Source organism: Blautia sp. AM42-2 (assembly GCF_003480245.1).
GTDB lineage: Bacteria > Bacillota > Clostridia > Lachnospirales > Lachnospiraceae > Fusicatenibacter > Fusicatenibacter saccharivorans.
The window spans coordinates 132,170-158,864 of the sequence record NZ_QUIM01000002.1; the positions used below are offsets into that span (position 1 = coordinate 132,170).

General features: G+C 48.8%; 26 protein-coding genes. 17 read left to right on the forward strand and 9 right to left on the reverse strand.

The genetic code is table 11. The features are described from left to right. Positions 1 to 2: 2 nt before the first annotated feature. From atpG to atpC, 3 genes are read left to right on the forward strand one after another with little or no spacing between them, the layout of a single operon-like run. Positions 3 to 869 (forward strand): ATP synthase F1 subunit gamma, encoded by an 867-nt coding sequence (gene atpG, locus DW915_RS03705; protein ID WP_055227962.1) that lies wholly within the window; start codon positions 3 to 5, stop codon positions 867 to 869. Between the two features lie 35 nt (positions 870 to 904). Next, positions 905 to 2,305 (forward strand): F0F1 ATP synthase subunit beta, encoded by a 1,401-nt coding sequence (gene atpD, locus DW915_RS03710; protein WP_022462236.1) that lies wholly within the window; start codon positions 905 to 907, stop codon positions 2,303 to 2,305. A 14-nt stretch (positions 2,306 to 2,319) separates the two neighbouring features. After that, positions 2,320 to 2,721, forward strand: a complete 402-nt coding sequence (atpC, locus tag DW915_RS03715) for an ATP synthase F1 subunit epsilon (protein ID WP_022462237.1) — start codon at positions 2,320 to 2,322, stop codon at positions 2,719 to 2,721. A gap of 92 nt (positions 2,722 to 2,813) precedes the next feature. Here the strand turns inward: atpC and DW915_RS03720 are convergent, their stop codons facing one another. From DW915_RS03720 to DW915_RS03755, 8 genes are all read right to left on the reverse strand, one after another. Further along, positions 2,814 to 4,211, reverse strand: a complete 1,398-nt coding sequence (locus DW915_RS03720; protein WP_117804720.1) for a Na+/H+ antiporter NhaC family protein — start codon at positions 4,209 to 4,211, stop codon at positions 2,814 to 2,816. A gap of 78 nt (positions 4,212 to 4,289) precedes the next feature. Beyond that, positions 4,290 to 5,168, reverse strand: coding sequence for an N-carbamoylputrescine amidase (aguB, locus tag DW915_RS03725; RefSeq protein ID WP_117802070.1), 879 nt, complete (start codon positions 5,166 to 5,168; stop codon positions 4,290 to 4,292). Beyond that, positions 5,156 to 6,295: an agmatine deiminase gene (aguA, locus tag DW915_RS03730; protein ID WP_117802071.1), complete on the reverse strand. Its 1,140-nt coding sequence runs from the start codon at positions 6,293 to 6,295 to the stop codon at positions 5,156 to 5,158. The genes aguB and aguA overlap by 13 nt, the downstream gene beginning before the upstream one ends. After that, a complete protein-coding gene (nspC, locus tag DW915_RS03735) occupies positions 6,267 to 7,400 on the reverse strand; it encodes a carboxynorspermidine decarboxylase (protein ID WP_117802072.1) in 1,134 nt (377 codons plus the stop codon). Before nspC ends, aguA begins: the two co-directional genes overlap by 29 nt. A gap of 4 nt (positions 7,401 to 7,404) precedes the next feature. Beyond that, positions 7,405 to 8,664 (reverse strand): saccharopine dehydrogenase family protein, encoded by a 1,260-nt coding sequence (locus tag DW915_RS03740; RefSeq protein ID WP_022462242.1) that lies wholly within the window; start codon positions 8,662 to 8,664, stop codon positions 7,405 to 7,407. A gap of 470 nt (positions 8,665 to 9,134) precedes the next feature. Beyond that, positions 9,135 to 9,665, reverse strand: a complete 531-nt coding sequence (locus DW915_RS03745; protein WP_158581014.1) for a GNAT family N-acetyltransferase — start codon at positions 9,663 to 9,665, stop codon at positions 9,135 to 9,137. A gap of 2 nt (positions 9,666 to 9,667) precedes the next feature. Beyond that, positions 9,668 to 10,186 (reverse strand): peptidylprolyl isomerase, encoded by a 519-nt coding sequence (locus tag DW915_RS03750; protein ID WP_055227969.1) that lies wholly within the window; start codon positions 10,184 to 10,186, stop codon positions 9,668 to 9,670. Between the two features lie 150 nt (positions 10,187 to 10,336). Then, a complete protein-coding gene (locus tag DW915_RS03755) occupies positions 10,337 to 11,545 on the reverse strand; it encodes an aspartate kinase (RefSeq protein ID WP_022462245.1) in 1,209 nt (402 codons plus the stop codon). A 245-nt stretch (positions 11,546 to 11,790) separates the two neighbouring features. Between DW915_RS03755 and tsaE the strand changes: the two genes are divergently transcribed. The 5 genes from tsaE (at position 11,791) to DW915_RS03780 (ending at position 15,003) form a co-directional block, all read left to right on the forward strand. Next, positions 11,791 to 12,210 (forward strand): tRNA (adenosine(37)-N6)-threonylcarbamoyltransferase complex ATPase subunit type 1 TsaE, encoded by a 420-nt coding sequence (tsaE, locus tag DW915_RS03760; protein WP_022462246.1) that lies wholly within the window; start codon positions 11,791 to 11,793, stop codon positions 12,208 to 12,210. A gap of 118 nt (positions 12,211 to 12,328) precedes the next feature. Further along, a complete protein-coding gene (gene tsaB, locus DW915_RS03765; RefSeq protein WP_055220568.1) occupies positions 12,329 to 13,081 on the forward strand; it encodes a tRNA (adenosine(37)-N6)-threonylcarbamoyltransferase complex dimerization subunit type 1 TsaB in 753 nt (250 codons plus the stop codon). Next, on the forward strand, positions 13,078 to 13,533 hold the full coding sequence (gene rimI, locus DW915_RS03770) for a ribosomal protein S18-alanine N-acetyltransferase (protein WP_243001879.1): 456 nt from the start codon (positions 13,078 to 13,080) through the stop codon (positions 13,531 to 13,533). Before tsaB ends, rimI begins: the two co-directional genes overlap by 4 nt. Before the next feature lie 168 nt (positions 13,534 to 13,701). After that, positions 13,702 to 13,944 (forward strand): hypothetical protein, encoded by a 243-nt coding sequence (locus DW915_RS03775; protein ID WP_117802074.1) that lies wholly within the window; start codon positions 13,702 to 13,704, stop codon positions 13,942 to 13,944. Between the two features lie 60 nt (positions 13,945 to 14,004). Further along, positions 14,005 to 15,003 carry an alpha/beta fold hydrolase gene (locus DW915_RS03780; protein WP_117802075.1) on the forward strand — a complete coding sequence of 333 codons (999 nt, stop codon included), beginning with the start codon at positions 14,005 to 14,007 and terminating at the stop codon, positions 15,001 to 15,003. 71 nt (positions 15,004 to 15,074) lie between these two features. On the opposite strand, the gene DW915_RS03785 is transcribed toward DW915_RS03780, so the two are convergent. Further along, positions 15,075 to 16,163, reverse strand: coding sequence for an MFS transporter (locus DW915_RS03785; RefSeq protein WP_118741620.1), 1,089 nt, complete (start codon positions 16,161 to 16,163; stop codon positions 15,075 to 15,077). A 356-nt stretch (positions 16,164 to 16,519) separates the two neighbouring features. Here DW915_RS03785 and DW915_RS03790 point away from each other — a divergent pair, with 356 nt between their 5' ends. The 9 genes from DW915_RS03790 to malQ all read left to right on the forward strand — a co-directional run bounded on the left by DW915_RS03790 (position 16,520) and on the right by malQ (position 26,624). After that, positions 16,520 to 17,656, forward strand: a complete 1,137-nt coding sequence (locus tag DW915_RS03790) for an aldo/keto reductase (protein ID WP_243033779.1) — start codon at positions 16,520 to 16,522, stop codon at positions 17,654 to 17,656. Between the two features lie 390 nt (positions 17,657 to 18,046). After that, on the forward strand, positions 18,047 to 19,003 hold the full coding sequence (locus tag DW915_RS03800) for a substrate-binding domain-containing protein (RefSeq protein WP_117509344.1): 957 nt from the start codon (positions 18,047 to 18,049) through the stop codon (positions 19,001 to 19,003). Positions 19,004 to 19,193: 190 nt separating this feature from the next. After that, entirely contained in the window at positions 19,194 to 20,048 is an 855-nt protein-coding gene (gene pstC, locus DW915_RS03805; RefSeq protein WP_022462254.1) for a phosphate ABC transporter permease subunit PstC, read from the forward strand. Beyond that, the gene (gene pstA, locus DW915_RS03810) at positions 20,038 to 20,940 is read left to right on the forward strand and encodes a phosphate ABC transporter permease PstA (RefSeq protein ID WP_242857201.1); all 903 of its coding nucleotides are present in this window, start codon (positions 20,038 to 20,040) and stop codon (positions 20,938 to 20,940) included. Before pstC ends, pstA begins: the two co-directional genes overlap by 11 nt. A 20-nt stretch (positions 20,941 to 20,960) precedes the next feature. Further along, positions 20,961 to 21,713: a phosphate ABC transporter ATP-binding protein PstB gene (pstB, locus tag DW915_RS03815; RefSeq protein ID WP_118741621.1), complete on the forward strand. Its 753-nt coding sequence runs from the start codon at positions 20,961 to 20,963 to the stop codon at positions 21,711 to 21,713. A 1-nt stretch (position 21,714) separates the two neighbouring features. Then, complete coding sequence (gene phoU, locus DW915_RS03820; protein ID WP_117804708.1) at positions 21,715 to 22,359, forward strand: phosphate signaling complex protein PhoU; 645 nt, start codon at positions 21,715 to 21,717, stop codon at positions 22,357 to 22,359. A 3-nt stretch (positions 22,360 to 22,362) separates the two neighbouring features. Then, complete coding sequence (locus tag DW915_RS03825; protein WP_118741622.1) at positions 22,363 to 23,034, forward strand: winged helix-turn-helix domain-containing protein; 672 nt, start codon at positions 22,363 to 22,365, stop codon at positions 23,032 to 23,034. Positions 23,035 to 23,043: 9 nt separating this feature from the next. Further along, entirely contained in the window at positions 23,044 to 24,702 is a 1,659-nt protein-coding gene (locus DW915_RS03830; protein WP_118741623.1) for a sensor histidine kinase, read from the forward strand. A 440-nt stretch (positions 24,703 to 25,142) separates the two neighbouring features. Continuing rightward, on the forward strand, positions 25,143 to 26,624 hold the full coding sequence (gene malQ / locus DW915_RS03835) for a 4-alpha-glucanotransferase (RefSeq protein WP_117804707.1): 1,482 nt from the start codon (positions 25,143 to 25,145) through the stop codon (positions 26,622 to 26,624). The last annotated feature ends 71 nt before the right edge of the window (positions 26,625 to 26,695 follow it).

Consider the following 26,695-nt stretch of genomic DNA (forward strand, 5'->3'; position numbering starts at 1 on the left):
CTATGGCTGCAAACATGAAAGCCGTAAAGCTGCGGATCAAAAGTGTCGAAAGCACGATGCAGATTACCAAGGCGATGGAACTTGTAGCGTCCTCCAAGCTGCGAAAAGCGAAGGAGCGGGCTGATACCTGCCGTCCGTATTTTCAGGAGCTGTACCGCACTTTGCAGGATATTGCAAAAGGAAACACGGAATTTTATTCCATTTATGCAAAAGAGGCAAAAAACGAGAAATGCTGCTACGTGCTGGTTGCCGGAGACCGCGGCCTTGCGGGCGGATACAACGCGAATCTGTTCCGATGCTTTGAGGCAGATGCCAAAGGAAAAGAGATCTGTGTGGTTCCGGTCGGCAAAAAGGCAGTGGAGTATGCAAAATCCCGGAAGCTGGAAATCCTGACGGACAGCTTTGCCGAGATCGCAAATCTTTCTGTGGCAGACAGTTTTGAGATCGCGCGCGCACTGTGCCGTGAGTTCCGGAAAGGGACCTTCGGACATGTGGAGCTTTGTTACACAAAATTCGTGTCGATGCTGTCGCAGATGCCGGTTTCCGTGCCGATCCTGCCTCTGATTGACATTGCAAAAGAGGACGGAGAGGATCCGGAAGCGAAAAAAATCCGGAATCTGATCCTGTATGAGCCAAACGGTGTCGAGGTATTCGAAGCGATTGTGCCGGAATACTTAGGCGGCCTGATCTACGGCGGTATCTGTGAGAGTGTGGCAAGTGAGCTTGCGGCACGCCGTACCGCAATGGAGGCGGCAACGGGAAATGCAGAGGAGATGATTGAACAGCTCAATCTGTATTACAACCGTGCCCGTCAGGCAAGCATTACGCAGGAGATCACGGAGATCGTCGGCGGTGCGGAAGGCGTGTAAGAGTGGAAACAAGAAAAGTGAGGAGAAGTCGTTAAATGAGTGAAAAACACATTGGCGAGGTTGTGCAGGTAACGGGTCCTGTTCTGGACATCCGTTTTCCGGAAGGAGAGCTGCCGGCACTTCTGAATGCCATCGAGATAGACAACCACGGCGAGAAGCTGGTTGTGGAAGTGGCGCAGCAGACGGGCGACAACATGGTCCGCTGCATTGCCATGAAGTCCACAGACGGACTTGTCCGCGGAACGAAAGCAGTCGACACGGGCGGCCCGATCGCCGTTCCGGTCGGAGAGGAGTGCTTGGGCCGCGTGTTCAACCTGCTCGGTGAGACCGTAGACAATAAGCCGGCACCGGAAACAGCAGAAAAATGGCCGATCCACCGCGATCCGCCGTCCTATGAGGAACAGGTTCCGGCAACGGAGATCCTCGAAACCGGAATCAAGGTCGTTGACCTGATCTGCCCGTATGCCAAGGGCGGAAAAATCGGTCTGTTCGGTGGTGCCGGCGTTGGAAAAACAGTCCTTATCATGGAGCTGATCCACAACGTGGCAACGGCGCACGGCGGACTTTCCGTTTTCACCGGTGTCGGAGAGCGTACCCGTGAAGGAAATGACCTTTACAACGAGATGAAAGAGAGCGGTGTTATCGATAAAACAGCACTGGTCTATGGACAGATGAACGAGCCGCCGGGAGCGCGTATGCGTGTCGGACTTTCCGGCCTTACCATGGCAGAATACTTCCGTGATGTGAAAAATCAGGATGTGCTGCTGTTCATCGATAATATTTTCCGATTTACGCAGGCAGGTTCCGAGGTTTCGGCTCTGCTTGGCCGTATGCCGTCCGCAGTAGGATACCAGCCGACGCTGGCAACCGAGATGGGCGCACTGCAGGAGCGTATTACGTCCACGAGAAAGGGTTCCATCACATCGGTACAGGCTGTTTATGTGCCGGCCGATGACCTGACCGACCCGGCTCCGGCAACGACATTTACCCATCTGGATGCCACGACGGTACTTTCCCGTGAAATTTCCAGCCAGGGTATTTATCCGGCCGTTGATCCGCTTGATTCTACCAGTCGTATTCTGACACCGGAAATCGTAGGTCATGAGCATTATGAGGTAGCGCGTGCCGTACAGCAGGTGCTGCAGAGATACAAAGAGCTGCAGGATATCATCGCCATCATGGGTATGGACGAGCTGTCCGAGGAGGATAAGCTGACGGTCAGCCGTGCCCGTAAGGTACAGCGTTTCCTGTCCCAGAGCTTCTCGGTAGCGGAGCAGTTTACCGGTATGGAAGGAAAATACGTGCCGTTAAAAGAAACCCTGCGCGGATTCCGCATGATCCTCGACGGCGAGTGCGACGATCTTCCGGAGAGCTGCTTCCTGTTTGCAGGTACCATCGACGAGGTATTTGAAAAAGCAAAAGCACTGAATCAGTAAAGGAGGAATGACGTATGAGTACATTTCCTTTACGTGTCGGCACGCCGGACGGACTTCTCTATGAGGGTGACGTAGCGCGCGTTGTCTGCAGAACCATCAGCGGCGACCTGGCAATTCTGCCTGGGCACTGCAATTACTGCACTGCACTCGGTATGGGCGAGGCGCATATTGTGCTGGAGGACGGAACGAGAAGAAATGCCGCCTGCATCGGCGGAATGCTTTCCATGATGAACGGGGTCTGCCGTGTCCTGGCAACGACCTGGGAGTGGGAAGAGGATATTGATGCAGAGCGCGCCGAGGCTGCCAAACACAGGGCCGAGCAGGCGCTGGCAAACGGCGGTCTGACAGACAAAGAATACCGTATTGCTGAAGCCAAGCTGCAGCGTGCGCTGGTGCGGCTGAGTGTAAAAGAATAAAAAACAAAAAGCCTTCGACGAATTCAGAAAAATCCTATCGTCGGAGGCTTTTTTAATTTACAGGAAACTTCGTTGAAATTTCCTGTGTGTCTTTAAAGAGCAAAAATTCCGCAGATTAAGAATCCCGATACGGCGAGAGCAGCACTGATCAGGACGTAAGGAAACTGCGACACGGCATGTGACATATTGTCAATCTCGCAGGTCGCGGAGGAAAGAACCGTTGCGTCGGAATAGAAGCATGCATGGCTTCCGAAAACACCGCCGGATACGACAGCGCCAAGCGCCAGAAGTACATTAGCATCAAGGGCGATGGCAAGCGGAACAACGATGGAAACGGCTACGGCCTCAATTCCCCAGAAAGAGCTGGTGACAAAGGTCAGAACTGCAATGACAACAAAAATAATAGCTGCCAGTGTTTTGGCATTCATATACGGAACACACAGGTTGATGACGTATTCCGAGAGTCCCATTTCGCCGCAGGCAGTCTTGATCATAAAGGATGCGAGAAGAATGGCGAGAACCGGAAGAATATCTGCAAAGCCGGCAAAGAACAGTTCCACGTACCGCGTAAAGGTCATTTTTTTCCGCGGAAGATAAAGAATCATACAGGAAGCAAGAGCAAGAATAATCGCCTGCATCATATCCTGTGTAGCTACTGTCACACCGATCAGAATACCGATGGGGATCAGAAAATCCAGTATATTTCCGGGATTGGTATTTTCGGGCGGGTAATCAACGCTCATTCCGGCCATGGCAATGTCAACGGAAGGGGCATTGTGCATTTTGGGATGCTCCGGTGTCTGCTCTTTCTTTTCCAGATCGGTATAGGCATCTTTCATTTTTCCGAGCTTTGGCATCAGTTTGCAGGCAAACAGAACCACAACCAGAAGGGCAGCCATGGGATAAAACATATAAGGAAGCACTTTTAAGTAAACACTCATACCGGTGGAAAAGCCCATATTGAGAATGTCCGGTTCCTGAATAAAAACACCGGAATAAAAGACCACCCAGGTGGAGAAGGGAATCAGTGCACAGATAGGTGCACCGGTTGAGTCAATGATATAGGCAAGCGCCTGTCTTGGGACTTTTCGTTTGTCACAGACATCCTTCATACAGGTTCCAACGGTCATGATGTTGAGATAGTCATCAACAAAAATAATGATTCCGAGAAATACCGACATCATCATGGTGATCCGTTCATTTTTACAGAAACGGCTTAACAGGTTGGAAAAACCAAGTGTTCCTTTTGCCTCGCGGAGCAGGAAAATGAAGCCTCCGAACAGTCCGCAGAGAAGAAGAATATACTGGTTATCTGCGTTGCTGATTTCTGAAAGCAGCAGATCACACCAGGGTTCGATAAAAGCCGCTTTATACATGATGAGATAGGCAACCAGGGTTCCGAAAATCAGAGCTTCGAAAGATTTTTTTGTTTTTAATGCAAAAATCAGCATCGCTGCAGGCGGCAGCAGACATAAAACTCCATATTGCATAGCGGTTCTCCTTTGTAGTTAGAATATGTGATGCAGCGCACCGCTGTAGGAAGAGTTACAACAGGAAGAGACAGAGCTTTACTGTTTCGTCATGATACGATAAGTTTCCGGCCGCCGGTCACGGAAAAGCCCCCAGGAAAAACGTTCTTCGCGCAGGCCATCCAGATCGAAGGAAGCATACAGGATTTCCTCGGTATCTCTTCCGGCAGATGCCACGAGTTCACCGGTTGCATCGGCAATAAAGGAAGAACCGTAGAAAGTAAGAGAAGAGGACTGGCCGCCATTTTCTTCACAGGGCGTTACGGTTTCGGTACCAATCCGGTTTGCAGCAGCAACCGGAATAAGATTTGCGGCAGCATGTCCCTGCATGACGCGTCGCCAGTGCCCGCTGCTGTCTACATTCAGGATCGGCTCACTTCCGATAGCGGTAGGATAGAGCAGGATTTCAGCACCCTGAACGGCCATGCATCGTGCTGTTTCCGGAAACCACTGATCCCAGCAGATGCCGACGCCGATGGCTCCAAAACGTGTTTCAAAGACCTTGAATCCCGTATCCCCGGGAGTGAAATAGAATTTTTCCTGATAAAAATGGTCGTCCGGGATATGAGTCTTGCGGTAAACGCCAAGAATGGATCCGTCTGCATCGATCATGGCAACCGAGTTGAACAGGCGCTGAACATCCCTTTCATAAAAGCTGACCGGAATCACGACTCCAAGTTCTACGGCAACGGCCTGAAAACGCCGGACGGCGGGATTTTCTGTCAAGGGCATGGCATAATCATAATAATCGTATCGCTTTTCCTGACAAAAATACGGTCTTTCAAACAATTCAGGAAGAAGGATGAGATTGGCTCCGTTGGAAGCGGCTTCACGGACCATGGTCTCTGCTTTGTCTATATTTTCCTGTACCTGACTGCAGCACGAAAACTGCAGTGCGGCAATTTTTATATTTCGCATAATCTGTTTCCTCTTTTCTTTGCCGGAATCTGCTGGGTAATACAGTGAATGTTGCCTCCGCCGGTCAGAATGACGCGTGCATCGATCGGAAGGATTCGTCGATCCGGGAAGCATTTTCCGAGAATTTCTGCAGCCACGGTGTCGTTTTCATCGCCGAACCGGGGAAGAAGGACACAGTGATTGGCAAGGTAAAAATTGATATAACTGGCGGCAAGACGTTCGCCGGCTTCCCGCTGGTCTTCGCCAGCTTCAAAATTATAGCCGAGAAGATCTTCTTCTGTAATACAGATGGGATGCTTTGGAATGGGCAGCTTGTGAATCACAAAGCTTCGTCCCTTCGCGTCAACGGTATGGGAGAGAAGATCAAAAGCGGCCCTGCTTCTGGCATACTGAGGATCGTTTTCGTCATCTGTCCAGGCAAGAAGCACTTCTCCTGGCTTTACAAAGCAGCACATATTATCAATATGGCCGTTGGTTTCATCGTTGTAAATACCAAAAGGCAGCCAGATGATTTTTTCAACCGAAAGATACTGACGCAGCTTTTCTTCAATTTCCGCTCTTGTAAGAGAAGGATTGCGCCCCGGACTCAGCAGACATTCTTCGGTCGTAAGCAGGGTTCCTTCCCCGTCAACATGGATGGAGCCGCCTTCCAGAACAAAGGGGCGGGCATTATAGAAGGAATCTCCGAGAAAATTGCAGATTCGTTCCGGAACCTCACGGTCATGTTCAAAGTGGGAGTACAGACCGTCATACTGGCCGCCCCAGGCGTTGAATTCCCATTGAATGCCTCTTCGCCCGCCCTGATCGTTGACCACAAACGTAGCGCCGGTATCTCTTGCCCAGGCATCCTCTGTCGGGGCTTCGATCAGATGAATCCGGTCGGAGGAAAGCAGTTCCTGTGCCGATGCTTTATCCTGTGGCCGGACGAAAAGATAAACCTGCTCATAAGCGGCAATTGCTTCTGCAATTTCTGCAAATGCCGCTCTTGCCGCTTTTGCTCCGTAATTCCAGGAGCCGGGGCGCCACGGCCAGATCATCAGCGTGCCTTCGTGGGGCTCAAATTCGCCCGGCATGTAAAAGCCATCGGCTTTTGGGGTTCTAAGACAATCGGTTTTTGAAATCTTCATATCCAAACTCCTTTATCATTCGGCAGTTTCCAGCTTTGTCCATCACCGCGATGGAAGGGAGTGGGATTCCGTTAAAGGTATTGGTTTTTACCATCGAATAAATCGCCATATCTTCAAAATACAGTCTGTCACCGATCCGGATTTGGGAATCGAAGGAATATTCGCCGATTACGTCGCCCGCCAGGCAGGTATTGCAGGAAAGGCGGTAGGTATAAGGCTTTTCCCCAGGCAGTCCGCTGCCTTTGAGCGGAGGGCGGTACGGCATCTCAAGCACATCCGGCATATGGCAGGCGGCGGAAGTGTCAAGAATTAAAATTTTTCCGTTATTTTCAACAATATCGAGAACTTCCGTGACATTGTAGCCTGCGTTTAAGGCAACTGCTTCCCCGGGCTCCAGGTAAATCTGAAGACCATACGTTTCTTTCATATGGTTGATACAGGAAATCAGGCGTTCGATATCGTAATCCTCACGGGTGATATGATGTCCGCCTCCCATGTTAAGCCAGTTCATTTTAAAAAGCCACTTGCCGAATTTTTCTTCCACGGCGCGCAGCGTGGTTTCCAGATCATCCGAATTCTGTTCACAGAGGGTATGAAAATGAAGACCGTCCACAAGATCAGCCAGTTCGTCTGTAAAATCGCAGGCGCGGATGCCCATGCGGGAGCCGGGCGCACAGGGATCATAAATCGCATGGCCTTCCTGCGTGGAGCATTCCGGGTTGATGCGAAGTCCGGCTTTTGCGGTTCCGGAAGCCTTAAGTACAGGGAGGTACGTTCGGAGCTGCTTTTCTGAATTGAAAATAATGTGATCGCAGATCTGTGCGAGCTCTTTCATATCCTGCGGGCGGTAGGCCGGAGAATACACATGATTCTCCAGCCCCATTTCTTCCTTGCCAAGCCGCGCCTCATAGAGTCCGCTGGCAGTCGTTCCGCTGATGTATCTTCCAATCAGCGGATATTCCGAAAAGCAGGAAAAGCATTTCTGAGCCAGCAGAATTTTTGCACCGGTGCGTTCTTCTACCTGATGCAGGAGCTTTAAGTTTTCTTCCAGTTTGCCTTCATCAATGACAAAACAGGGAGTTGGCAGTTCGTTTATCTTATACATAGGCTTAATCTACTAAAACAGGATTTTCTACGACCTTCCACGGAAGACCCCACTTGTTGAGTGCTTCCATATACGGATCCGGATCGAATTCATCTGTGGTGTAGACACCCGGCTTGTTCCAGAGGCCATTCACGACCATCATGGTTCCGATCATGGCCGGAACGCCGGTGGTGTAGGAAATCGCCTGAGACTCTACTTCCCGGTAGCATTCCTGGTGGTCACAGACATTGTAAATGTAAATGCTTCTTTCTTTTCCATCCTTGATACCGGTAAAAATACAGCCGATGTTGGTTTTACCCACGGTGCGCGGACCAAGAGTGGAAGGATCCGGAAGAAGCTCTTTTAAAAACTGGATCGGTACGATCTGCTGTCCATTGAAGGTAATCGGAGTGGTCGAGAGAAGTCCTACATTTTCCAGACATTTCATATGGGTCAGATAGCTCTGGCCGAAGGTCATGAAAAAGCGGATTCTTTTTACGCCCGGGATGTTTTTGGCAAGAGCCTCAATTTCTTCATGGTGAAGAAGGTACATATCCTTCTCGCCTACCTCATCGAAGTTATATTCCCGTTTGATCGACATTGGCGGAATTTCCACCCAGTGGCCGTTTTCCCAGTAAGAACCGGGAGCGGATACCTCGCGGAGGTTGATTTCCGGATTGAAGTTGGTTGCAAACGGATATCCATGATCGCCGCCGTTGCAGTCCAGAATATCAATCGTGTGAATTTCATCGAAATAGTGTTTCTGTGCATAGGCTGCAAAAACGCTGGTGACACCAGGGTCAAAGCCGGTTCCGAGAAGACCGGTGATGCCGGCTTCCTTGAAACGGTCCATATAGGCCCACTGCCAGGAGTAATCAAAGTAAGCAGAAAAGCCAAGCTCTTCGCATCTCTTTTCGTAGATCGCACGCCATGCCGGATCATCCGTGTTTTCTGCTTCGTAATTTGCAGTATCAATGTAAGGAACCTTACATGCAAGGCAGGCATCCATAATGGTAAGATCCTGATAAGGAAGAGCCAGATTTAATACGGCATCCGGCTGATACTGTTTGATTAAGGCGATTAATTCTTCTGTACAGTCGGCATCCACCTTTGCTGTTGTGATAATGGTTTTTGTGGTCGGAGCCAGCTTTTCTTTTAAAGCATCGCACTTGGAAAGGGTGCGGCTTGCAATCATAATTTCAGAAAATACTTCGCTGTTCTGGCAGCATTTGTGAATGGCTACGGATGCAACACCGCCGCATCCGATGATCATAACTTTTGACATTGTTTGGTTCTCCTTTTTCAGAAAATGGTGTTGGGTTCATCTTTGGCTATAAGCACGAAAAAAAGACAGATGACGTGCATCATCTGTCTAAAAATCGAAATTTATACATGATCGTATTGTGCAAACTTCAGGGGATGGACAAAAATCCAGGCTTCTCCCTGTTTTCCTATGCAGAAATATATAGTCACGTACTCTTATTGACCGTTTCATAAGATGATGTGCTCGTCGTAGAGCATCGATTATAAAGTAATCAACTCATAAAATTTGCGCTTTTAACGCAATCAATAATGTGGCTCTTAACCACGCTCGGCAACTACCCCTGCCTGTCCGTCGGTTTTTTACCAGGGGCATATATTTTGCATAAGAACAGAATTGTTCGCTTGCAGTTCCAAATTATAAAGTGAAATGACATGGATGTCAAGAAAAATTTGTGAAACTATTCAGAGCTATGCGAAATGGAAGATTAAAAATCACAGGGTGATCCAGTAACGCTCCAGTGTTTTGTTTTCATCGGCACGATAAGCGGTGCCGTCGAACCGGCCGCCATTTTTCAGGATCGTTCTGCGGCTTCCCTCGTTGGTATCCAGGCAGCAGACCAGAATTTCGGAAAGGCCGAGGCTTTTGCAGTACGGCTGCACATTTTTCAGCATCCAGGAGGCATAGCCTTTTCTGCGTTCCGACGGGCGGACAGAGTAGCCGATATGGCCGCCAAAGGTGCGCAGAAAATCGTTCAGGTAGTGGCGCACCTGAATCATGCCGACAAGGCGGTTGTCTGATTTGCGGATGCACAGAAACTGTGTTGCGAGAACCATGCCCTCCGGCAGAGTCTCCTCTCTGGTATACTGCATGGTATCTTCAAGATACGCCTTCATATCATCAAACCGGCGAAGCGGTCCGCAGCCGTCCATGGAATCGCTGTTTTCCAGAAAATCGTTCCGGTAGGCGGCGAGCTCGGCGAAGTATTCCTCCGACGGTTCAACTAACATCAGTTCATCGTTCATCCTTAGCATTTCTCCGGTTCCGGATACTCGACGCCGAAGGTCTCAACGGTAACGGTAGCCATTCTCTGCGGCTGCAGCGGTTTGTCGCTGTAGTCGGTGTTGACAGATGCGATTTTATCTACGACTTCCAGGCCTTCTGTTACTTTTCCGAAAGCAGCGTATGCGCCGTCCAGATGCGGAGCGGCTTTGTGCATGATGAAGAACTGGCTTCCTGCGCTGTCCGGGAACATGGTACGTGCCATGGAGAGAACGCCTGGGGTGTGAGCGAGGTTGTTCTCAAATCCGTTCTGGGAGAACTCACCCTTGATGCAGTAATCCGGGCCGCCGGCGCCTGTGCCTGCAGGATCTCCGCCCTGGATCATGAATCCTGGGATGACGCGGTGGAAGATAAGGCCGTCATAGAAGCCTTTTTTTACCAGACTGATGAAGTTGTTTACGGTGTTCGGCGCGATTTCCGGGTAAAGCTCTGCTTTCATCACATCGCCGTTTTCCATAGTAATTGTAACGATTGGGTTAGACATCATTGTTTTCCTCCTGATTTTTAAACGATTTCTTGATAAGACGTAAGCAGCCATTTTTCGAAGAAAAATGGGCGGATTACGAATGTTTTTGATGATTGCCGGAGTGCAAAGCACGCAGCAATCTGGTATCAAAGGGGTCAACCCCCTTTTTCAGACACGCTCCAGGAATGTCTCATGGATCGCACGCATTGCCTGATCTGCGTATGCTTCGTCGATCAGGGCAGTGATGCGGATTTCCGAGGTGGTAATCATCTCGGTATTGATTCCTGCATTGGCGAGCGCGCCGAACATTTTGGCAGCCACGCCCGAATGGGAGCGGACACCGGCTCCGATGACGGAAATCTTTGCCACGTTCTCATCATAATCCAGCTTTTTGATGCCGAGCGAATCCTTATTGTCGTTCAGCACATCGATCGTGCGCAGCATATCCGGCTTTGCAACGGTAAAGGAAACGGACTTTGTGCCGTCCTTTCCGAGTGACTGGATCATGACATCGATGTTCAGATTGTTCCGATCCAGTAAATTTAAGAGGCGGAACGTACTCTCCGGATCGTTGCCAAGGCCTGCAACACGGATTTTTGCCACATTTTTGTCGGCAGCCACGCCGCTGATTAACATTTTTTCCATTTTGGTTTTCTCCCTTACCATCGTTCCGGAATTCCGGTTCAGACTGGAGCAGACCAGAAGTTCCACGCCGTATTTTTTTGCGATTTCCACGCATCTGCTGTGAAGGACTTTTGCGCCGAGCGAAGCCATCTCCAGCATTTCATCGTAAGTTACCTCTTCCATCTTGCGCGCATTCGGTACAATCCGCGGATCTGCGGTGTAGACGCCGTCTACATCCGTGTAGATTTCACAGACATCCGCGTGCAGCTCTGCAGCGAGGGCAACCGCAGTCGTATCGGAGCCGCCGCGTCCGAGCGTTGTGATATCATCGTATTTGTTGATCCCCTGGAAGCCGGTGACAATGACAATTTTGTTGTCATCCAGCTCTTTACGGATGCGCTCGGTGTCGATCCGTTTGAAGCGCGCGTTCTGATAATCGGAGGTCGTGTGCATCGGTACCTGCCAGGCATTTAAAGAAACAGCACTGACGCCCATCTGAATCATGGTTATGGCCATCAGGGAAACGGAAACCTGTTCACCGGTGGCAAGAAGCATATCCATCTCGCGGCGTGACGGTTTTTCCGTAATCTGTTTTGCGGTTGCAATCAGTCCGTCCGTCGTTTTTCCCATCGCGGAGAGAACGACAACGACCTGGCTTCCGGCCTGCTGTTTTTCGATGCAGCGCTGTGCTACATTGCGGATGTGTGCAAGATCTGCGACGGAGCTTCCGCCAAATTTCATTACAGTCAGCATAACAGTTTTGATCTCTTTCCTTTTTGATTTACGCGGACAAAAGCGCAGAGCGTGTTTTACCGCGTTTTCCGGGCCGAAAAAACAGGAGTGGGACGTTTTCGGGCCGCGAAACTCTGATACATAGTATAGCGAAAACAGATAGAAAAAGCAAGGAAAAGCACAAGGAAAAGCGGTTTCGTTCTGCGGTTGTATTACCTTTTTGTTTGTGTTAAAATGATAGGCAGAAAAAGAGGAGAAGAAAGCATATGATTATAGAAACAAATTCTGCGTCGGAGACGCTTGCCCTTGGCGAAAAGCTGGGAAAAGCGGCGAAGCCTGGCCAGATTTATACATTAAACGGAGACCTTGGTGTTGGAAAAACCGTTCTGACGCAGGGCTTTGCAAAAGGACTTGGCATCACAGAGGCAGTCAACAGTCCTACATTTACCATTATTCAGGAATATACCGAAGGGCGCCTGCCATTTTATCATTTCGATGTTTACCGGATCGGTGATATAGAAGAAATGGAAGAAATCGGATACGATGATTACTTTTTCGGTGAGGGTGTCTGCCTGATCGAATGGGCAGAACTGATTGAAGAGCTGATCCCGGAGGGTGCGATTTCGATTACGATAGAAAAAGACCTCGAGAAAGGGTTTGATTACCGGAAAATTACGGTGGAATAAAAGAAAAAAATCCTGAATGTGGTGGAAAAACAAAAGGAAATCGTAAAGATTCCTGTTTCCGGCAGACTGCCAAAATGAGTTGCACAGGAAGGAAATATCGGAAAGGAAACAAAAAATTATGAAAATACTTGCACTGGACAGCTCCGGCCTGGTGGCTTCGGTGGCTGTTGTTGAAAATGACACACTGCTTGCGGAATACACCGTAAATTATAAAAAAACACATTCCCAGACTCTGCTTCCGATGCTGGATGAAATCTCGAACATGACAGAGCTGGATCTTTCGACGATCGATGCGATTGCAGTTGCCGGAGGTCCGGGCTCGTTTACCGGTCTTCGCATCGGTTCTGCAACAGCCAAGGGACTTGGTCTGGCACTTGAAAAACCACTGATTTCCATTCCAACGACGGCGGCAATCGCGTACAATATCTGGGATACTAACAAATTTGTCTGCCCGATCATGGATGCGAGAAGAAACCAGGTCTATACCGGAGTTTACTGCTACACGGATCATCGTCTCGATACGGTCTGGGAACAGGATACGATGAGCATTGAGGCACTGGCGGAGGGCCTGAACTGCCTCGACCACGAAGTGATTTTCCTCGGGGACGGCGTTGCGGTTTACCGGGAAAAATTGCAGGAGCTTCTTACGATTCCGTTTTCGTTTGCACCGGCGCACGTGAACCGCCAGAGAGCGGCCGCAGTCGCAGCACTGGCTGAGGTTTATTATAAAGAAGGAAAGATTCAGACGGCCGAGGAGCATGAGCCGGAATACCTGAGAAAATCGCAGGCGGAGCGGGAAAGAGCCGAACGGGAATCTGTGAAGCATGCCGATGTGCTGAAAAAACAGAAAAACGGAGAGAAGAGCGAATGATCACAATCCGGGAAATGCAGATCAACGATCTGGAGCAGGTGATGCCGATTGAGGAGGCCAACTTTTCGATTCCATGGACAGAAACCGGATTTTTTACATTTCTGATCCGTGACGACGCACTGTTTCTTGTAGCAGAGGAGGACGGTGAAATTTTAGGATATCTCGGAATCCTGATTTCCTTTGATGAAAGTGAGATCACAAATGTCTGCGTGGCAGAAAAAGCGAGAAGACGCGGCATCGGCCGTGCACTGATGGAAGAGCTGTTCCGTCGGATGCAGGAGAGAAAGGTGCGCGTGATTCATCTGGATGTGCGCATCGGCAATACGCCGGCACGGAATCTGTATGAGAGTCTTGGCTTTGTGCAGGACGGCCTCAGGAAGGGGTATTACGATCTCCCCAAGGAGGATGCGGTGCTGATGAGCCGGACGGATGAATCGGTTCCGAAGAGGTAGAGAGAAATTGTTATTGTATACGCATTTAACGCACAGGACTTTCCTTTCATTCCCAGTAGGAATGGCGGGAAAGATGTGTTACAATCGACAGGACACAGGAGAATCTGATTTCTGTTTTGTGTCAGGAACGAAGAAAGAAACGTTTTTTGATACACGGGAGGAAGAAAAATGCGGAAATACAACAAAAACACAAATGAGCTGGAAGCGGCGGTGTGTAACTGCTGCGGAAAAAGCATGAAAATACAGAATGGAATGCTGCTGGAGGGGATCTGCTCGGTCGACACGACGTGGGGGTACTTTTCCGGGAAGGACCTGGAAAAGCATGAGTTTGATCTGTGCGAGGAGTGTTACGATCGGATTACGGCATCGTTTGCGGTTCCGCCGAAGATTTCGGAGGATATGGAAGGTTAGAACGTGCCTGAAAAGGCTTAGTCGTTTCGACTCGTTTTCGGCAGAAAGGGGAAATAGCTAATGAGGAGAGAATTTACGATTCAGTCGAAGGTGGATGGGCTGGTTCTTGACGGACTTGTAGTGGAGCCGGAGGAGGGCGTACAGCGGACGGCACTTCTGCAGCTCAGCCATGGAATGAGTGAGTATAAGGAGCGGTATCTGCCGTTTATGGAATATATGGCGGAACACGGTGTAGTGTGTGTGATTCATGATCACCGCGGGCACGGAAAGAGTGTGAAGTCGGATCAGGACCTCGGATTTATGTACGGCGCAGGCGGCGCAGGACTTGTGGAGGATCTGTTTCTTGTCACGAAGTGGGCAAAGAAGGAGTACCCGGATCTTCCGTTTGTTCTGATGGGACACAGTATGGGATCCCTGGTTGTGCGCGCATACGCGAAGGAACATGACCAGGAGCTGGATGCGCTGATTGTGTGCGGTTCACCGAGCAAGAATTATCTGCGGCCGCTGGGTGCGGCTGTGGGACACGCGGAAGCGGCGGTGCTCGGGGATGAGCATCGGAGCAATCTTCTGGAGGCGATGTCGTTTGGATCATTTGCGGCGCGGTTTGCGGATGAGAAGAGCCGGTTCGCCTGGTGCTGTTCGGACCCGGAGGTGGTGCGGGAGTATGAAGAAAACCCACTCTGTGGCTTTACGTTTTCGGATGATGCTTTCTTTGCGCTGAATGATCTGCTGAAGGAGACGTATGGATTCCATGGATGGCATTGCACAAACCGGAAACTGCCGGTGCTGTTTTTGTCCGGCGGGGATGATCCGTGTTATGTGAATGTGCGGCGCTTTAAAAAATCCATTGACCATATGCGGCTGATCGGGTACCGCAATGTCAGAGGAAAGCTGTATCCGGGAATGCGGCATGAAATACTGAACGAGAAAGAGAAGTACCGCGTATATGGCGATGTCTGGAAGTGGTTGAAGAAAGAAAAAGTGGTGGAGAATGTGGAGGGGGGAAGCACACCCCCGCAGACCCAGGATGGCGCTCTGGCAGGGAGCGGCGGTGTTTGATCATTTTTTGAAAAAACGCTCATCAGCAAAAAACTGATGAGCGTTTTTCAATGAAAGTAAATTTTTGACGATCACATGATCCATCCAAATACGGTGGAAAGGACGATCATAATCATAGAAAAGACAAACGAGTTCACCGACATCAGCGTCGCCCGCTGCCTGGACGGGATCATGTCATTGAGCAGAATATCGGTCCGGACTTCAAGAAAATCATCGGAAAAGGATCCGATAAATCCGCCGAAGACCATAAGGGCCGGCAGTCCGGTAAAGCTCATAAGAAAGGCGAAAAGTACACCAATGGCACTAAACAGCAGAATCGCGCGGTAGCGGTATTTGTGAAAGTATGCCGTCATCCGCGATCCCAGTGCCGCGCCGAGTCCCATCACGAAGAGGGCAGGTCCAAGCAGCGCGCTGTTCATGCCGGTGAGTGGCAGCTTCGCCTGTAAAAAGAAGAGAACCAGCGTGGAAACGGCACCGATGAGTGCGTTCACCAGCATAATATTTCTTGCTTTTTTCTCACGGACAAGAAACTGCCAGCTTTCCTGCACAACCGAAGCGATTTCCTGTCCAACAGGATAATGAACTGGTGTTGCGTCCGTTTTTACTTCCGCAAGGCGGAATGAAATGCCAAGCGCAATCAGCCCGAAGAAGAGATCAATCGCATACGCGCGCCGGTATCCCAGCCACAGGGCAAGGCCTGCGCAGAGCGTTGCGGTGGAATTGGTGATACGGTACAGCATCATTTCGGTAGAAGAAAAACGGGCATAAAACCATTCGTCCCCGTTCTGCTTCAGACTGTCATACGCAAGTGCCTCCCGTGTGCCGGATGCAAGGTTATAGCTGAGCGCACTGCATCCAAGCGCAAGCGCCGTTGTAGCAAAGCCGGTGGAAAAAATCATCAGCGTACCGGAAATCAGGGAGGCCATCTGACTTGCAATCAGCGTTTTCCGTCGCCCGAAAACATCGGCGACAACGCCGGAGGGGAGTTCAAAGCAGAGGCTCACGATATGGAAAATACTTTCGAGCATCCCGATCTGCAGCAGCGAAAATCCACGGAGTGCGAGCAGTGCAACCCACGAAGCCGCCGCAATCTGAAAATAGCCGACCGTGGTCATAAGATATAAAGTTCGTATTTGTTTTCTGGTATTTTTCTCAGACATAAAAAAATCTCCTTGTCAAAATATAGTAAAATTCTGATGGGGAGATACGTGCATTTTCTGTGTGATTTTAAGAATACAAGATGTGAAGTTTACTTAAAAAAGAGCGCACTATCCCCATAAACAGCTGAAACATCGCCATTTGTGAGGTGAAGAAACTGGTTTTTCCAGATCATAGTGCTACTCCTTTTGTAATCATAATTTTTTACCAGAATACCACCGGAAACGGAAAAAGTCAAAGAAAAATTTTGACAAAAATAAAAAAAACTATTGACTTTCAAGTATACTTTAATGCTACAATTTTTTCAACAATACTGAGGAAACGAAGGTTTTCCGCGGAAAAGAAAGGGGATTTTATCATGAGTGTAGATGTAACAAAAATGCCGAAATTAGGATTTGGCATGATGCGCCTTCCGGAGAAGGACGGAGAACTGGATCTGGAGCAGATCTGTAAAATGGTCGATGCGTACCTTGCCTCCGGAATGAACTATTTTGACACCGCCTATATGTACTGCGGCGGAAAATCGGAGAGCATCGTGAAAAAAGCGCTGGTAGAGCGTCATCCGAGAGAAAGTTTTACTTTGACGACAAAACTCCCGCAGTGGATGATGGACGAGGGCATTGAGGGGCGCGACCGCATTTTCAACGATCAGCTCGCGCGCACCGGAGCAGGCTACTTTGATTATTACCTGCTGCATAGCGTAGAAGACGGCGCAAACTATGAAGGTTATGTGAAATACGACTGTTTCAACTGGGCCAAGAAGAAAAAAGAAGAGGGACTGATCAAACACTTTGGTTTCTCCTTCCACGGAACGCCGGAGCTGCTTGACAAGATTCTCTCTGAGCATCCGGAGGTTGAAATTGTTCAGATCCAGATGAACTATGCTGACTGGGACAATCCGCTGATCCAGTCCGGACGTCTGTATGAGGTGCTTCGGAAATACGATATGCCGTTCCTTGTTATGGAGCCGGTAAAGGGCGGTTCCCTTGCATCAGCAGGCAAAGAGATTGAAGCAGAGATGAAACGCGTTCATCCGGATGCATCGATTGCGTCCTGGGCACTCCGCTTTGCGGCTTCTCTCCCGGGTGTTGCAACCGTGCTCTCTGGTATGTCAAACGAGGAACAGATGGAGGATAATATCAAAACCTTCCGAAATTTTGTACCGTTAAACGAGGAAGAAAAAGCAGTGATCGCCAAAGCACAGGAAGCGCTGAAAAAGAGTCCGGCAGTTCCATGTACCGCCTGTCGTTACTGCTGCGACGGATGTCCGATGGGAATCGCGATTCCGGATGTGTTCAAGGCATTGAATACCATCCGCCTGTATGGAGAAGAAGACCGCGCGAAAAATTATTATAAAAAGCTGCTGGAAACATCGGGAAAAGTAGAAGACTGCGTGCAGTGCGGTCAGTGTGAGAGTGTATGCCCGCAGCATCTGCCGATCATTGACCTGTTAAAAGAAGCGTCCGAAAAGCTTGACGTGCCGGTGACGGAATAAGAGGATTGCGAATATCCGCTTTTGCATATACTTTAGAAAAAGGCTCCCCGGAATACTCTGAAAAAAGAGTATTCCGGGGAGCCTTTTTTTCTATGGGAAATCTTGTTGGAATTTCCTGCGGAGAAAAAGATCCTTTGGGCAGGATTGCACTGCGCGGAAAAAATGTGCCACTTGCGAGAGATGTGACGGAGCGGTTTACGACCGGAAAAATGGAATGTAAAAAAGAAAAAACTCATGTTTTACATAAACTTAACATCTCTGAGATTTTGCATTTTACACGCCGTTGTTATGATGAAACCTGTAAAAACGAAATGTAAAAAACGTCGGGATTGCGATTTTACAAAATAGAAATCACAAAAATCCCGTGTGAAAAGAGGAGAAAAGAATATTATGAAGAGAAAAGTAATTGCAATCACCTTAACCGCAATGATGGCTGCAGGAATGCTTGCAGGATGTGGAAGCAGCGATAGCAGCAGTTCTTCCACAGCAGACACTACAAAAGAGGCTTCTGCAACAGAGGCAGATGGCAGCACAGACGGTGACAGCACCGCAGCAGGCGGAGATTTTTCCGGACAGATCAGCGTGATCTCCCGTGAGGATGGTTCCGGTACCAGAGGTGCATTCATCGAGCTGTTCGGTGTAGAAGAGAAAAACGATGCAGGTGAGAAAGTGGATAATACCACCGTTGATGCACAGATCACCAACAATACTTCCGTTATGATGAGCACAGTGGCAGGTAACCAGTACGCAATCGGTTATATCTCCCTTGGATCCTTAAATGATGAAGTCAAAGCACTGAAAATCGACGGAGCAGAGGCAAGCGCAGAGAACGTAGAAAACGGTTCCTATAAAGTAAGCCGTCCGTTCAACATTGTAACAAAAGACGGTCTTTCCGCAGATGCGCAGGATTTCATGGACTACATCTTAAGCACCGACGGACAGCAGGTTGTTTCAGATGACGGATATATTGCAATCAAAGATACCAAAGCCTACGAAGGAAACTGCAGCGGTGAAAAGGTTGTGGTAGCAGGATCTTCCTCTGTAACACCACTGATGGAAAAATTAAAAGAGGCTTATACAAAAGTAAATTCAAACGCTAACATCGAAGTACAGCAGAGCGATTCCACAACAGGTATCACTTCCGCAAGCGACGGTCTCTGCGACATCGGTATGGCATCCCGTGACTTAAAGGATGAGGAGAAATCCTCAGGGCTTACCGCAACCGTAATCGCAACCGACGGTATTGCTGTCATCGTAAACAAAGAGAACCCGACCGACGGGCTGACCAGCGATCAGGTAAAGAGCATCTATGTTGGCGACACAACCGACTGGGCAGATGTAAAATAAAGAATGTATAAAGCAATGGAAAAAGAAGTAAGGGCGAACAATGGAAAATCGCTCTTACTTCCGTATCCGAAAATGTTCAGAAAAAGAAGCTGTCTTTCGGAACGTGCTTGAAAAAGCAGTTCGTAAGGAAAAAAACGAAAGTCTTTTTCAAACACGCTCCGCGAAACAATGAAATGAAAGGATTTATCTTATGAAACTAAGAGAAACGATCATGAAACTTGTATTCCTGATTGCGGCGTGCTGCTCCGTACTGGCTGTTGCACTGATCTGCATTTTCCTGTTCATGAATGGCGTTCCTGCTATTTTTAAAATCGGACCGCTGAAATTTTTGACCGGTACCGTGTGGAAACCGGGAAACAACATTTTCGGTATCCTGCCGATGATTGTCGGCAGTATCTGCGTGACCGGCCTTGCAATCCTGATGGGTGTGCCGGTTGCCATTCTTACTTCGGTGTTTCTTTCCCGTTACTGTCCGAAAAAGTTTTACGGCATCTGCAAATCAGGTATTAACCTGATGGCCGGTATTCCGTCTATCGTATATGGATTTTTCGGACTGGTTGTGATCGTCCCGTTGATGGCACAGCTGACAGGCAAAAACGGAAACACAATGCTGACGGCATCTATTCTTCTGGCCGTTATGATTCTTCCGACCGTGGTCGGTGTAACAGAATCCGCCATTACAAGCGTTCCGGAATCCTACTATGAAGCAAGCCTTGGCCTTGGTGCAACGCATTCCCAGAGCGTTTTCTTTGCAGTTGTTCCGGCGGCAAAATCCGGAATCCTGGCAGGTATCGTGCTTGGCATCGGACGTGCCATCGGAGAGACGATGGCAGTGATTATGATTGCCGGAAACCAGCCTCGTATGCCAAAAGGAATCACAGAAGGCCTTCGTACCATGACAGCCAATATTGTACTGGAGATGGGATATGCATCCGGACTTCACCGGGAAGCGCTGATTGCAACGGGTGTTGTGCTGTTTGTCTTTATCCTGCTGATCAATTTATCGGTGTCTATGCTGAACCGGAGGGTACATTATGGTGATTAAAGGAAATGGAGCTGTAAATACAATGGAAGCTGTAAAAATAAATACAAAAGAAAAAGAAAGAACAAAGGTTACGTATCACAAAAGTGTTTTTTCCTCCGTGCTGACCGGAATTACCTGGGGAGCAGCTATTCTTGCACTTGCCGTTCTGGTTTTCCTGGTTGGATTCATTCTGATTCGTGGCGTGAAAAACCTGACACTGGAGCAGTTTGCCTGGACCTATAATACAGAGAATGTTACGATGCTTCCGGCGATCATCAACACTGTTACGATGACAGTACTTTCCCTGCTGCTTGCTGCGCCGCTTGGCATTTTCTCGGCGATTTATCTGGTTGAATATGCCAACAAACGCGGAAAACTGGTTGGCCTGATCCGGATTACGGCAGAGACCCTTTCCGGTATTCCGTCGATCGTTTACGGTTTGTTTGGTATGCTGTTTTTTACGAAAACCCTGAAAATGGGATACTCGATGATGTCCGGTGCCTGTACCCTTGCCATCATGATTCTTCCGCTGATTATGCGAACAGCAGAAGAAGCCTTAAAATCGGTTCCGGATTCCTATCGGGAAGCAAGCTTTGGACTGGGAGCCGGAAAGCTTCGTACGATTTTTAAAATTGTTCTTCCATCTGCCGTACCCGGCATTCTTTCCGGTGTCATTCTTGCGACAGGCCGTGTCGTAGGAGAGACGGCAGCGCTTCTTTTCACAGCAGGAACGATTGCAAAGGTGGCAGGCCTTATGGATTCCGGCCGTACCCTTGCCGTTCATATGTATGCACTTTCCAGTGAAGGCCTTTATATGAATCAGATGTATGCAACCGGCGTCATCCTGATGCTGATTGTCCTTCTGATCAACGGCTGTTCCGGAATGATTGCGAAGAAAATTGCAAAGAAATAAAAGAGAGACGAGGAAAAAACATGAGCAAAATAGATGTATCCAATATGGATCTTTATTACGGAGACTTTCATGCATTAAAAAATATCAACTTGAGCATTGATGCCAATGAAGTGACGGCTTTTATCGGACCTTCCGGCTGTGGTAAATCGACCCTGTTAAAATCCATCAACAGAATGAACGATCTCGTTCCGGGCTGCCGGATCACCGGTGAAATGTTGCTGGACGGAGAAAACATCTACAGCGGAAAAATGGATGTCAACGGACTCCGCAAACGGGTCGGCATGGTATTTCAGAAACCAAATCCGTTCCCGATGAGCATTTACGACAATATCGCCTACGGACCGAGAACTCATGGTATCCGTTCCAAAGCGAAGCTGGATGATATTGTGGAACAGTCTCTTCGACAGGCAGCAATCTGGGATGAGGTGAAGGACCGTTTGAAGAAAAGCGCACTTGGCATGTCCGGCGGACAACAGCAGCGTCTTTGCATTGCGCGTGCTCTTGCCGTACAGCCGGAGGTTCTTCTGATGGACGAACCAACCTCAGCACTGGATCCGATTTCTACGTCCAAAATCGAAGATCTTGCGGTAGAATTGAAAAAAGATTATACTATTGTCATGGTAACCCACAATATGCAGCAGGCAGCCAGAATTTCCGACAAAACCGCATTTTTCCTGTTAGGAGAGATAGTAGAATACGGAGAGACCGAACAGATCTTCTCCATGCCGAAGGATAAACGGACAGAGGATTACATTACAGGGAGGTTTGGCTGATATGAGGGAAAGATTTGAGCAGCAGATGGAAATTCTGCACACGGAGCTGATTGAGCTTGGCGCACTCTGCGAGCAGGCAATCGGACGGACATATGAGGTTCTGCTGGAGGGAAACCAGAGAGCGGCAGAAGAGATTATCAAAAAAGACCAGGTTGTCGATGCGAAAGAACGGGAGATCGAGGATCTCTGCTTCCGCATCATTTTACAGCAGCAGCCGGTAGCACGTGATCTGCGTCAGGTATCTGCGGCATTAAAAATGATTACCGATATGGAGCGGATCGGAGACCAGGCAGCAGATATTGCGGATATCGTAAAAGTAACGAGTCTTGATGTGCCGGATGCAAGCATCCGTCTGAAGGATATGGCGAAAGCAACAGCTTCTATGGTAACAAAATGCATTGATGCATACGTTAAGCAGGATCTGAAGCTTGCACGGGAGGTTATCGATTCCGATGATATCGTGGATGATCTTTTTGATGAGGTCAAGGATGAAATTCTGCAGGGTATGCGAAAGGGAATTACCACAGATGTCCAGTCTCTGGACTATCTGATGATTGCAAAATATTATGAAAGAATCGGTGACCATGCAACAAACATTGCGGAATGGGTTGTGTACTCCATTAACGGTCACCATAAAGGGGAATAACAGATGATCTACTGCGTGGAAGATGAAAGAAATATACGGGAACTGATCGTATACACACTGGAATCGAGCGGTTTTACCGCAAAAGGCCTGGAAAGCGGAAAAGAGCTGAATGCAGCTATTGCAGAACAGCTTCCGGACCTGATCCTTCTGGATATCATGCTTCCGGGAGAGGATGGGCTTGAAATTCTTTCACGCCTCAAAGCATCGGAAGTAACAAAAGAAATTCCGGTCATTATGGTAACGGCAAAGGGCGCTGAATATGATAAGGTCATGGGTCTGGACTGCGGAGCAGATGACTATATTACAAAACCGTTTGGTATGATGGAATTTATCGCAAGGGTACGTGCCGTGCTGCGTCGCGCCGGAAAAGAAGAGAAGGAAAACGATGTGCTGGAGACCGGGGATCTGCAGATTCAGGTAAAGCAGCACCAGGTTCTGGCCAAGGGGGAGAAGGTTACCCTGACCCTAAAAGAGTTTGAACTGCTGAAGTTTTTAATGGAAAATAAAGGAATTGTCCTTACAAGAGACCGTCTGCTCGGCCATGTCTGGGGCTATGATTTTGACGGAGAAACCCGTACGGTAGACGTTCATGTGCGTACACTCCGCCAGAAGCTGGGCGAATGCGGCGAGCTGATCGAGACGGTCCGCGGCGTGGGATACCGGATAGGAGGCTGAGAAAGTAAGATGCGTAAAAAAGTCTTTCAACATGCGGGAGCGTTGATTATCGCTGCGATTATCCTGACTTTTTTCACCATGAGCTGGGCAATGTACAACAATACGGCGGAGCAGCTTCGTGTTTCGGTGAGAAATGAATGTGAGTATTACAGGTATTTTCTGGACAAGATGGGTGATGACAGTCTGGATAAACCGGCCGGCAAGATTACGGCAAGCCGGGTTACCCTGATTGACACGGACGGAACCGTTCTGTTTGATTCGGTTGAGGATGCGAAGATGATGGGAAATCATTCCGGGCGGCCGGAGGTGATTGAGGCAGAAAAGACAGGGGAAAGCAATATTTCCCGTTATTCCGAAACGCTGCGGAGCAAAACATATTATACGGCACTGCGCCTGGACAATGGAAAAATTATTCGTGTTTCCCTGACAACGGACAGTGTGTTCGGTGTGATGCTGCGGAATATATGGCTTGTGGCTGTGCTGATTGCGGCAGTTCTTGTCGTGGAGCTGCTGATGGTCAGCCATATGACAAAGGCGCTTGTAAAGCCGATCAATGAGATTGATCTGAATCATCCGCTGGACAACAAAGCGTATGAGGAATTGAGTCCGCTGCTTGGAAGAATTCATCAGCAGCAGAAGCAGATTCAGCAGCAGATGGAGGAGCTCCGCCATAATCAGGAGGAGTATCTTGCCATCACGGAATATATGAAGGATGGTCTGATCGTGACAAACCAGTCGGTCGTACTTTCCATCAACCGTTCGGCACAGAATCTGTTTGATGTGACAGCGGAGGAGTGCATTAACCACAATATCGTGACAGTCAGCCGCAACGAGCAGCTGAAGGAGGCACTGGATCATGCGCTGGAGGGCAGTTCCGAGGAACGGATGCTGGAGATAAATGGAAGAGTCTATCAGCTTCTTGCAAATCCGGTGCGTGTGGACCGTGTTGTATCCGGTGCGGTCATCCTGGTGCTGGATGTGACGGAAAAACAGAAAGCCGAGGTGATGCGCCGTGAGTTTTCAGCCAATGTGTCACATGAGCTGAAAACACCGCTGATGTCGATTTCCGGATATGCGGAGATCATCGAAAATAACATGGTAAAACCGGAGGATATTCCCAAATTTGCGGGCAGAATCCACAGTGAGGCGAGCCGGTTAAGCTCTCTTGTCGAGGATATTATCAAGCTGTCCAGACTGGACGAGAACGACCAGTCGATCCCGATGGAGGAAGTGGATCTGATGCAGATCTGCCGTGATGTCGAGGGACATCTTTCCATACGGGCAAAGGAGCAGCAGGTGAAGATGACACTGAGAGGAGAGAGCTGCCGGATCAAAGGTGCACGGCAGGTTCTTTATGAGATGATCTACAATCTCTGCGACAATGCGATCAAGTACAACCGCAGGGACGGTGAGGTCGAAGTGACGGTTTCCCGCGGAAGAAACGGACGGGCAGTGGTATCTGTGGCAGATACCGGAATCGGAATTGCAAAGGAAGATCAGGAGCGGATCTTTGAACGGTTCTATCGTGTGGATAAGAGTCATTCCCGCGAAACGGGAGGTACGGGACTTGGACTTTCCATTGTGAAGCATGGAGCGATTCTTCATGATGCGAAGATTAAAATTGAGAGTACGCTTGGAACCGGAACAAAGATTATTCTGGAGTTTTAAGTGAAAAACAGATACCGCAAAAGACAGCATGCGGGGACAGAACCTATATGGGAGGCTTGAAAAATTCATGATTTTTAAGTGCCCAAAGCGGTTCCGCCCCCCGCATGCTGTCTTTTTATGTATGGCTTTGCATCGTTACAAAAATGCAAATTCGTTGTTTTGAATAAACAGAGGATTCAATATTTGGTAAATATGATAAGGGGGTTGGGGGTTGTTTTTTGATGCAGAGTATGGTATTGTAAATATAACGAGTTCCGGAAACGTTACCGACACCGTTTCCGGAAATACAGGCGAGATACCGACAGCCCTGTTTTTACGAAACAAAATGAGCTGGCTATAGGGGTTGCATAAGTTACAATTTGCTGCGTATCCGTGAACAGGAATTATGTATTTGTGGGGTCGGATGGATAGAAAAAACGACAAGGAGAAAGGGTTTAAAAATGAGAGCAAGTGGTATTTTACTTCCGGTAGCTTCGCTGCCGTCCCGATATGGTATCGGATGTTTTTCGAAAGAAGCGTATGAATTTGTGGATCGCCTGGAGGAGGCCGGCCAGAGCTACTGGCAGATTCTTCCACTTGGACCGACGGGATATGGAGATTCGCCGTACCAGTCGTTCTCTACTTTTGCCGGAAATCCATATTTTATTGATTTGGAGACCCTGGTAAAAGAGGAACTTCTGACAGAAGAAGAGTGTGATGCGTGCGATTTCGGCGACAACGCGGAGTATATTGATTACGAAAAGATTTATCTGTCCCGTTTCAAAGTACTCAGAAAAGCATTTGAAAGATTTGCGGCAGATGACGTATATGATGCATTTGTATCGGAAAATGGTTACTGGCTGGAGGATTATGCGCTGTATATGGCGATTAAGGATGCACTCGGCGGAATCAGCTGGAGTGAGTGGCCGGCAGAATTAAAAGACAGAGAAGAAGCAGCACTGAATCAGAAACGGGAAGAACTTGCCGAGGAGGTTGCATTTTACAAATTCCAGCAGTTTATGTTCCTGAAACAGTGGAAAGCACTGAAAGCATACGCAAATGAAAAGGGTATCCGTATTATCGGTGATATTCCGATTTATGTTGCATTTGACAGCGCCGACACCTGGGCAAATCCGGTTCTGTTCCAGTTTGATGAGGACAACCAGCCAAAAGCAGTTGCCGGATGCCCGCCGGATGCGTTCTCCGCAACCGGACAGCTCTGGGGCAACCCGTTATACAGATGGGACTATCATAAGAGCACAGGTTATGCATGGTGGCTGTTACGTCTGGCTCACGTGTTTAAACTGTACGATACTGTCCGCATCGACCATTTCCGCGGATTTGATGAATATTATTCCATCCCATTCGGTGATCAGACGGCAGAGCGCGGCCACTGGGAAAAAGGACCGGGCATGGACCTGTTCAACACCGTCAAAGAAAAGCTCGGCGATGTGGACGTTATCGCAGAAGACCTGGGATACCTTACCGAGAGCGTGATCGAAATGGTAAAAGAATCCGGCTATCCGGGTATGAAGGTGCTGCAGTTTGCTTTTGACTCCCGTGAGGAGAGCGATTATCTGCCGCACAATTACGAGAGAAACTGTGTTGTCTACACCGGAACACACGACAACGATACGATTCTTGGATGGTATTATGTCATGAGTGAGGAAGACCGCGAATTCTCCAAAGAGTATATGGGAAATGCAAAGAGTACCGACGAGGAACTCCCGTGGGATTTCATTCGCATGTCAATGGAGAGCGTGGCAAATCTGGCTGTCACTCCGATGCAGGAGTTTTTAGGTCTTGGCACGGAGGCGAGAATTAACTATCCGTCTACACTTGGAAATAACTGGAAATGGCGCCTGCTTCCGGGACAGTTTACACCGGAAATGGCAAAGAGAATTCATCGGCTGACACAGATTACAGCACGTATTGCAAAATAAAAACACGCGCTGGAAAGAAAGCAAAACAGGCCGGGGAAACAAGCCGGAAGAGATTCCGGCAGAACAGGTAC

Bases quoted from the DNA above. Each gene is read 5' to 3' on its own strand.
- atpG (WP_055227962.1), top strand. From the start codon at position 3: ATGGCTGCAAACATGAAAGCCGTAAAGCTGCGGATCAAAAGTGTCGAA.
- atpD (WP_022462236.1), top strand. From the start codon at position 905: ATGAGTGAAAAACACATTGGCGAGGTTGTGCAGGTAACGGGTCCTGTT.
- atpC (WP_022462237.1), top strand. From the start codon at position 2,320: ATGAGTACATTTCCTTTACGTGTCGGCACGCCGGACGGACTTCTCTAT.
- DW915_RS03720 (WP_117804720.1), bottom strand. From the start codon at position 4,211: ATGCAATATGGAGTTTTATGTCTGCTGCCGCCTGCAGCGATGCTGATT.
- aguB (WP_117802070.1), bottom strand. From the start codon at position 5,168: ATGCGAAATATAAAAATTGCCGCACTGCAGTTTTCGTGCTGCAGTCAG.
- aguA (WP_117802071.1), bottom strand. From the start codon at position 6,295: ATGAAGATTTCAAAAACCGATTGTCTTAGAACCCCAAAAGCCGATGGC.
- nspC (WP_117802072.1), bottom strand. From the start codon at position 7,400: ATGTATAAGATAAACGAACTGCCAACTCCCTGTTTTGTCATTGATGAA.
- DW915_RS03740 (WP_022462242.1), bottom strand. From the start codon at position 8,664: ATGTCAAAAGTTATGATCATCGGATGCGGCGGTGTTGCATCCGTAGCC.
- DW915_RS03745 (WP_158581014.1), bottom strand. From the start codon at position 9,665: ATGAACGATGAACTGATGTTAGTTGAACCGTCGGAGGAATACTTCGCC.
- DW915_RS03750 (WP_055227969.1), bottom strand. From the start codon at position 10,186: ATGTCTAACCCAATCGTTACAATTACTATGGAAAACGGCGATGTGATG.
- DW915_RS03755 (WP_022462245.1), bottom strand. From the start codon at position 11,545: ATGCTGACTGTAATGAAATTTGGCGGAAGCTCCGTCGCAGATCTTGCA.
- tsaE (WP_022462246.1), top strand. From the start codon at position 11,791: ATGATTATAGAAACAAATTCTGCGTCGGAGACGCTTGCCCTTGGCGAA.
- tsaB (WP_055220568.1), top strand. From the start codon at position 12,329: ATGAAAATACTTGCACTGGACAGCTCCGGCCTGGTGGCTTCGGTGGCT.
- rimI (WP_243001879.1), top strand. From the start codon at position 13,078: ATGATCACAATCCGGGAAATGCAGATCAACGATCTGGAGCAGGTGATG.
- DW915_RS03775 (WP_117802074.1), top strand. From the start codon at position 13,702: ATGCGGAAATACAACAAAAACACAAATGAGCTGGAAGCGGCGGTGTGT.
- DW915_RS03780 (WP_117802075.1), top strand. From the start codon at position 14,005: ATGAGGAGAGAATTTACGATTCAGTCGAAGGTGGATGGGCTGGTTCTT.
- DW915_RS03785 (WP_118741620.1), bottom strand. From the start codon at position 16,163: ATGTCTGAGAAAAATACCAGAAAACAAATACGAACTTTATATCTTATG.
- DW915_RS03790 (WP_243033779.1), top strand. From the start codon at position 16,520: ATGAGTGTAGATGTAACAAAAATGCCGAAATTAGGATTTGGCATGATG.
- DW915_RS03800 (WP_117509344.1), top strand. From the start codon at position 18,047: ATGAAGAGAAAAGTAATTGCAATCACCTTAACCGCAATGATGGCTGCA.
- pstC (WP_022462254.1), top strand. From the start codon at position 19,194: ATGAAACTAAGAGAAACGATCATGAAACTTGTATTCCTGATTGCGGCG.
- pstA (WP_242857201.1), top strand. From the start codon at position 20,038: ATGGTGATTAAAGGAAATGGAGCTGTAAATACAATGGAAGCTGTAAAA.
- pstB (WP_118741621.1), top strand. From the start codon at position 20,961: ATGAGCAAAATAGATGTATCCAATATGGATCTTTATTACGGAGACTTT.
- phoU (WP_117804708.1), top strand. From the start codon at position 21,715: ATGAGGGAAAGATTTGAGCAGCAGATGGAAATTCTGCACACGGAGCTG.
- DW915_RS03825 (WP_118741622.1), top strand. From the start codon at position 22,363: ATGATCTACTGCGTGGAAGATGAAAGAAATATACGGGAACTGATCGTA.
- DW915_RS03830 (WP_118741623.1), top strand. From the start codon at position 23,044: ATGCGTAAAAAAGTCTTTCAACATGCGGGAGCGTTGATTATCGCTGCG.
- malQ (WP_117804707.1), top strand. From the start codon at position 25,143: ATGAGAGCAAGTGGTATTTTACTTCCGGTAGCTTCGCTGCCGTCCCGA.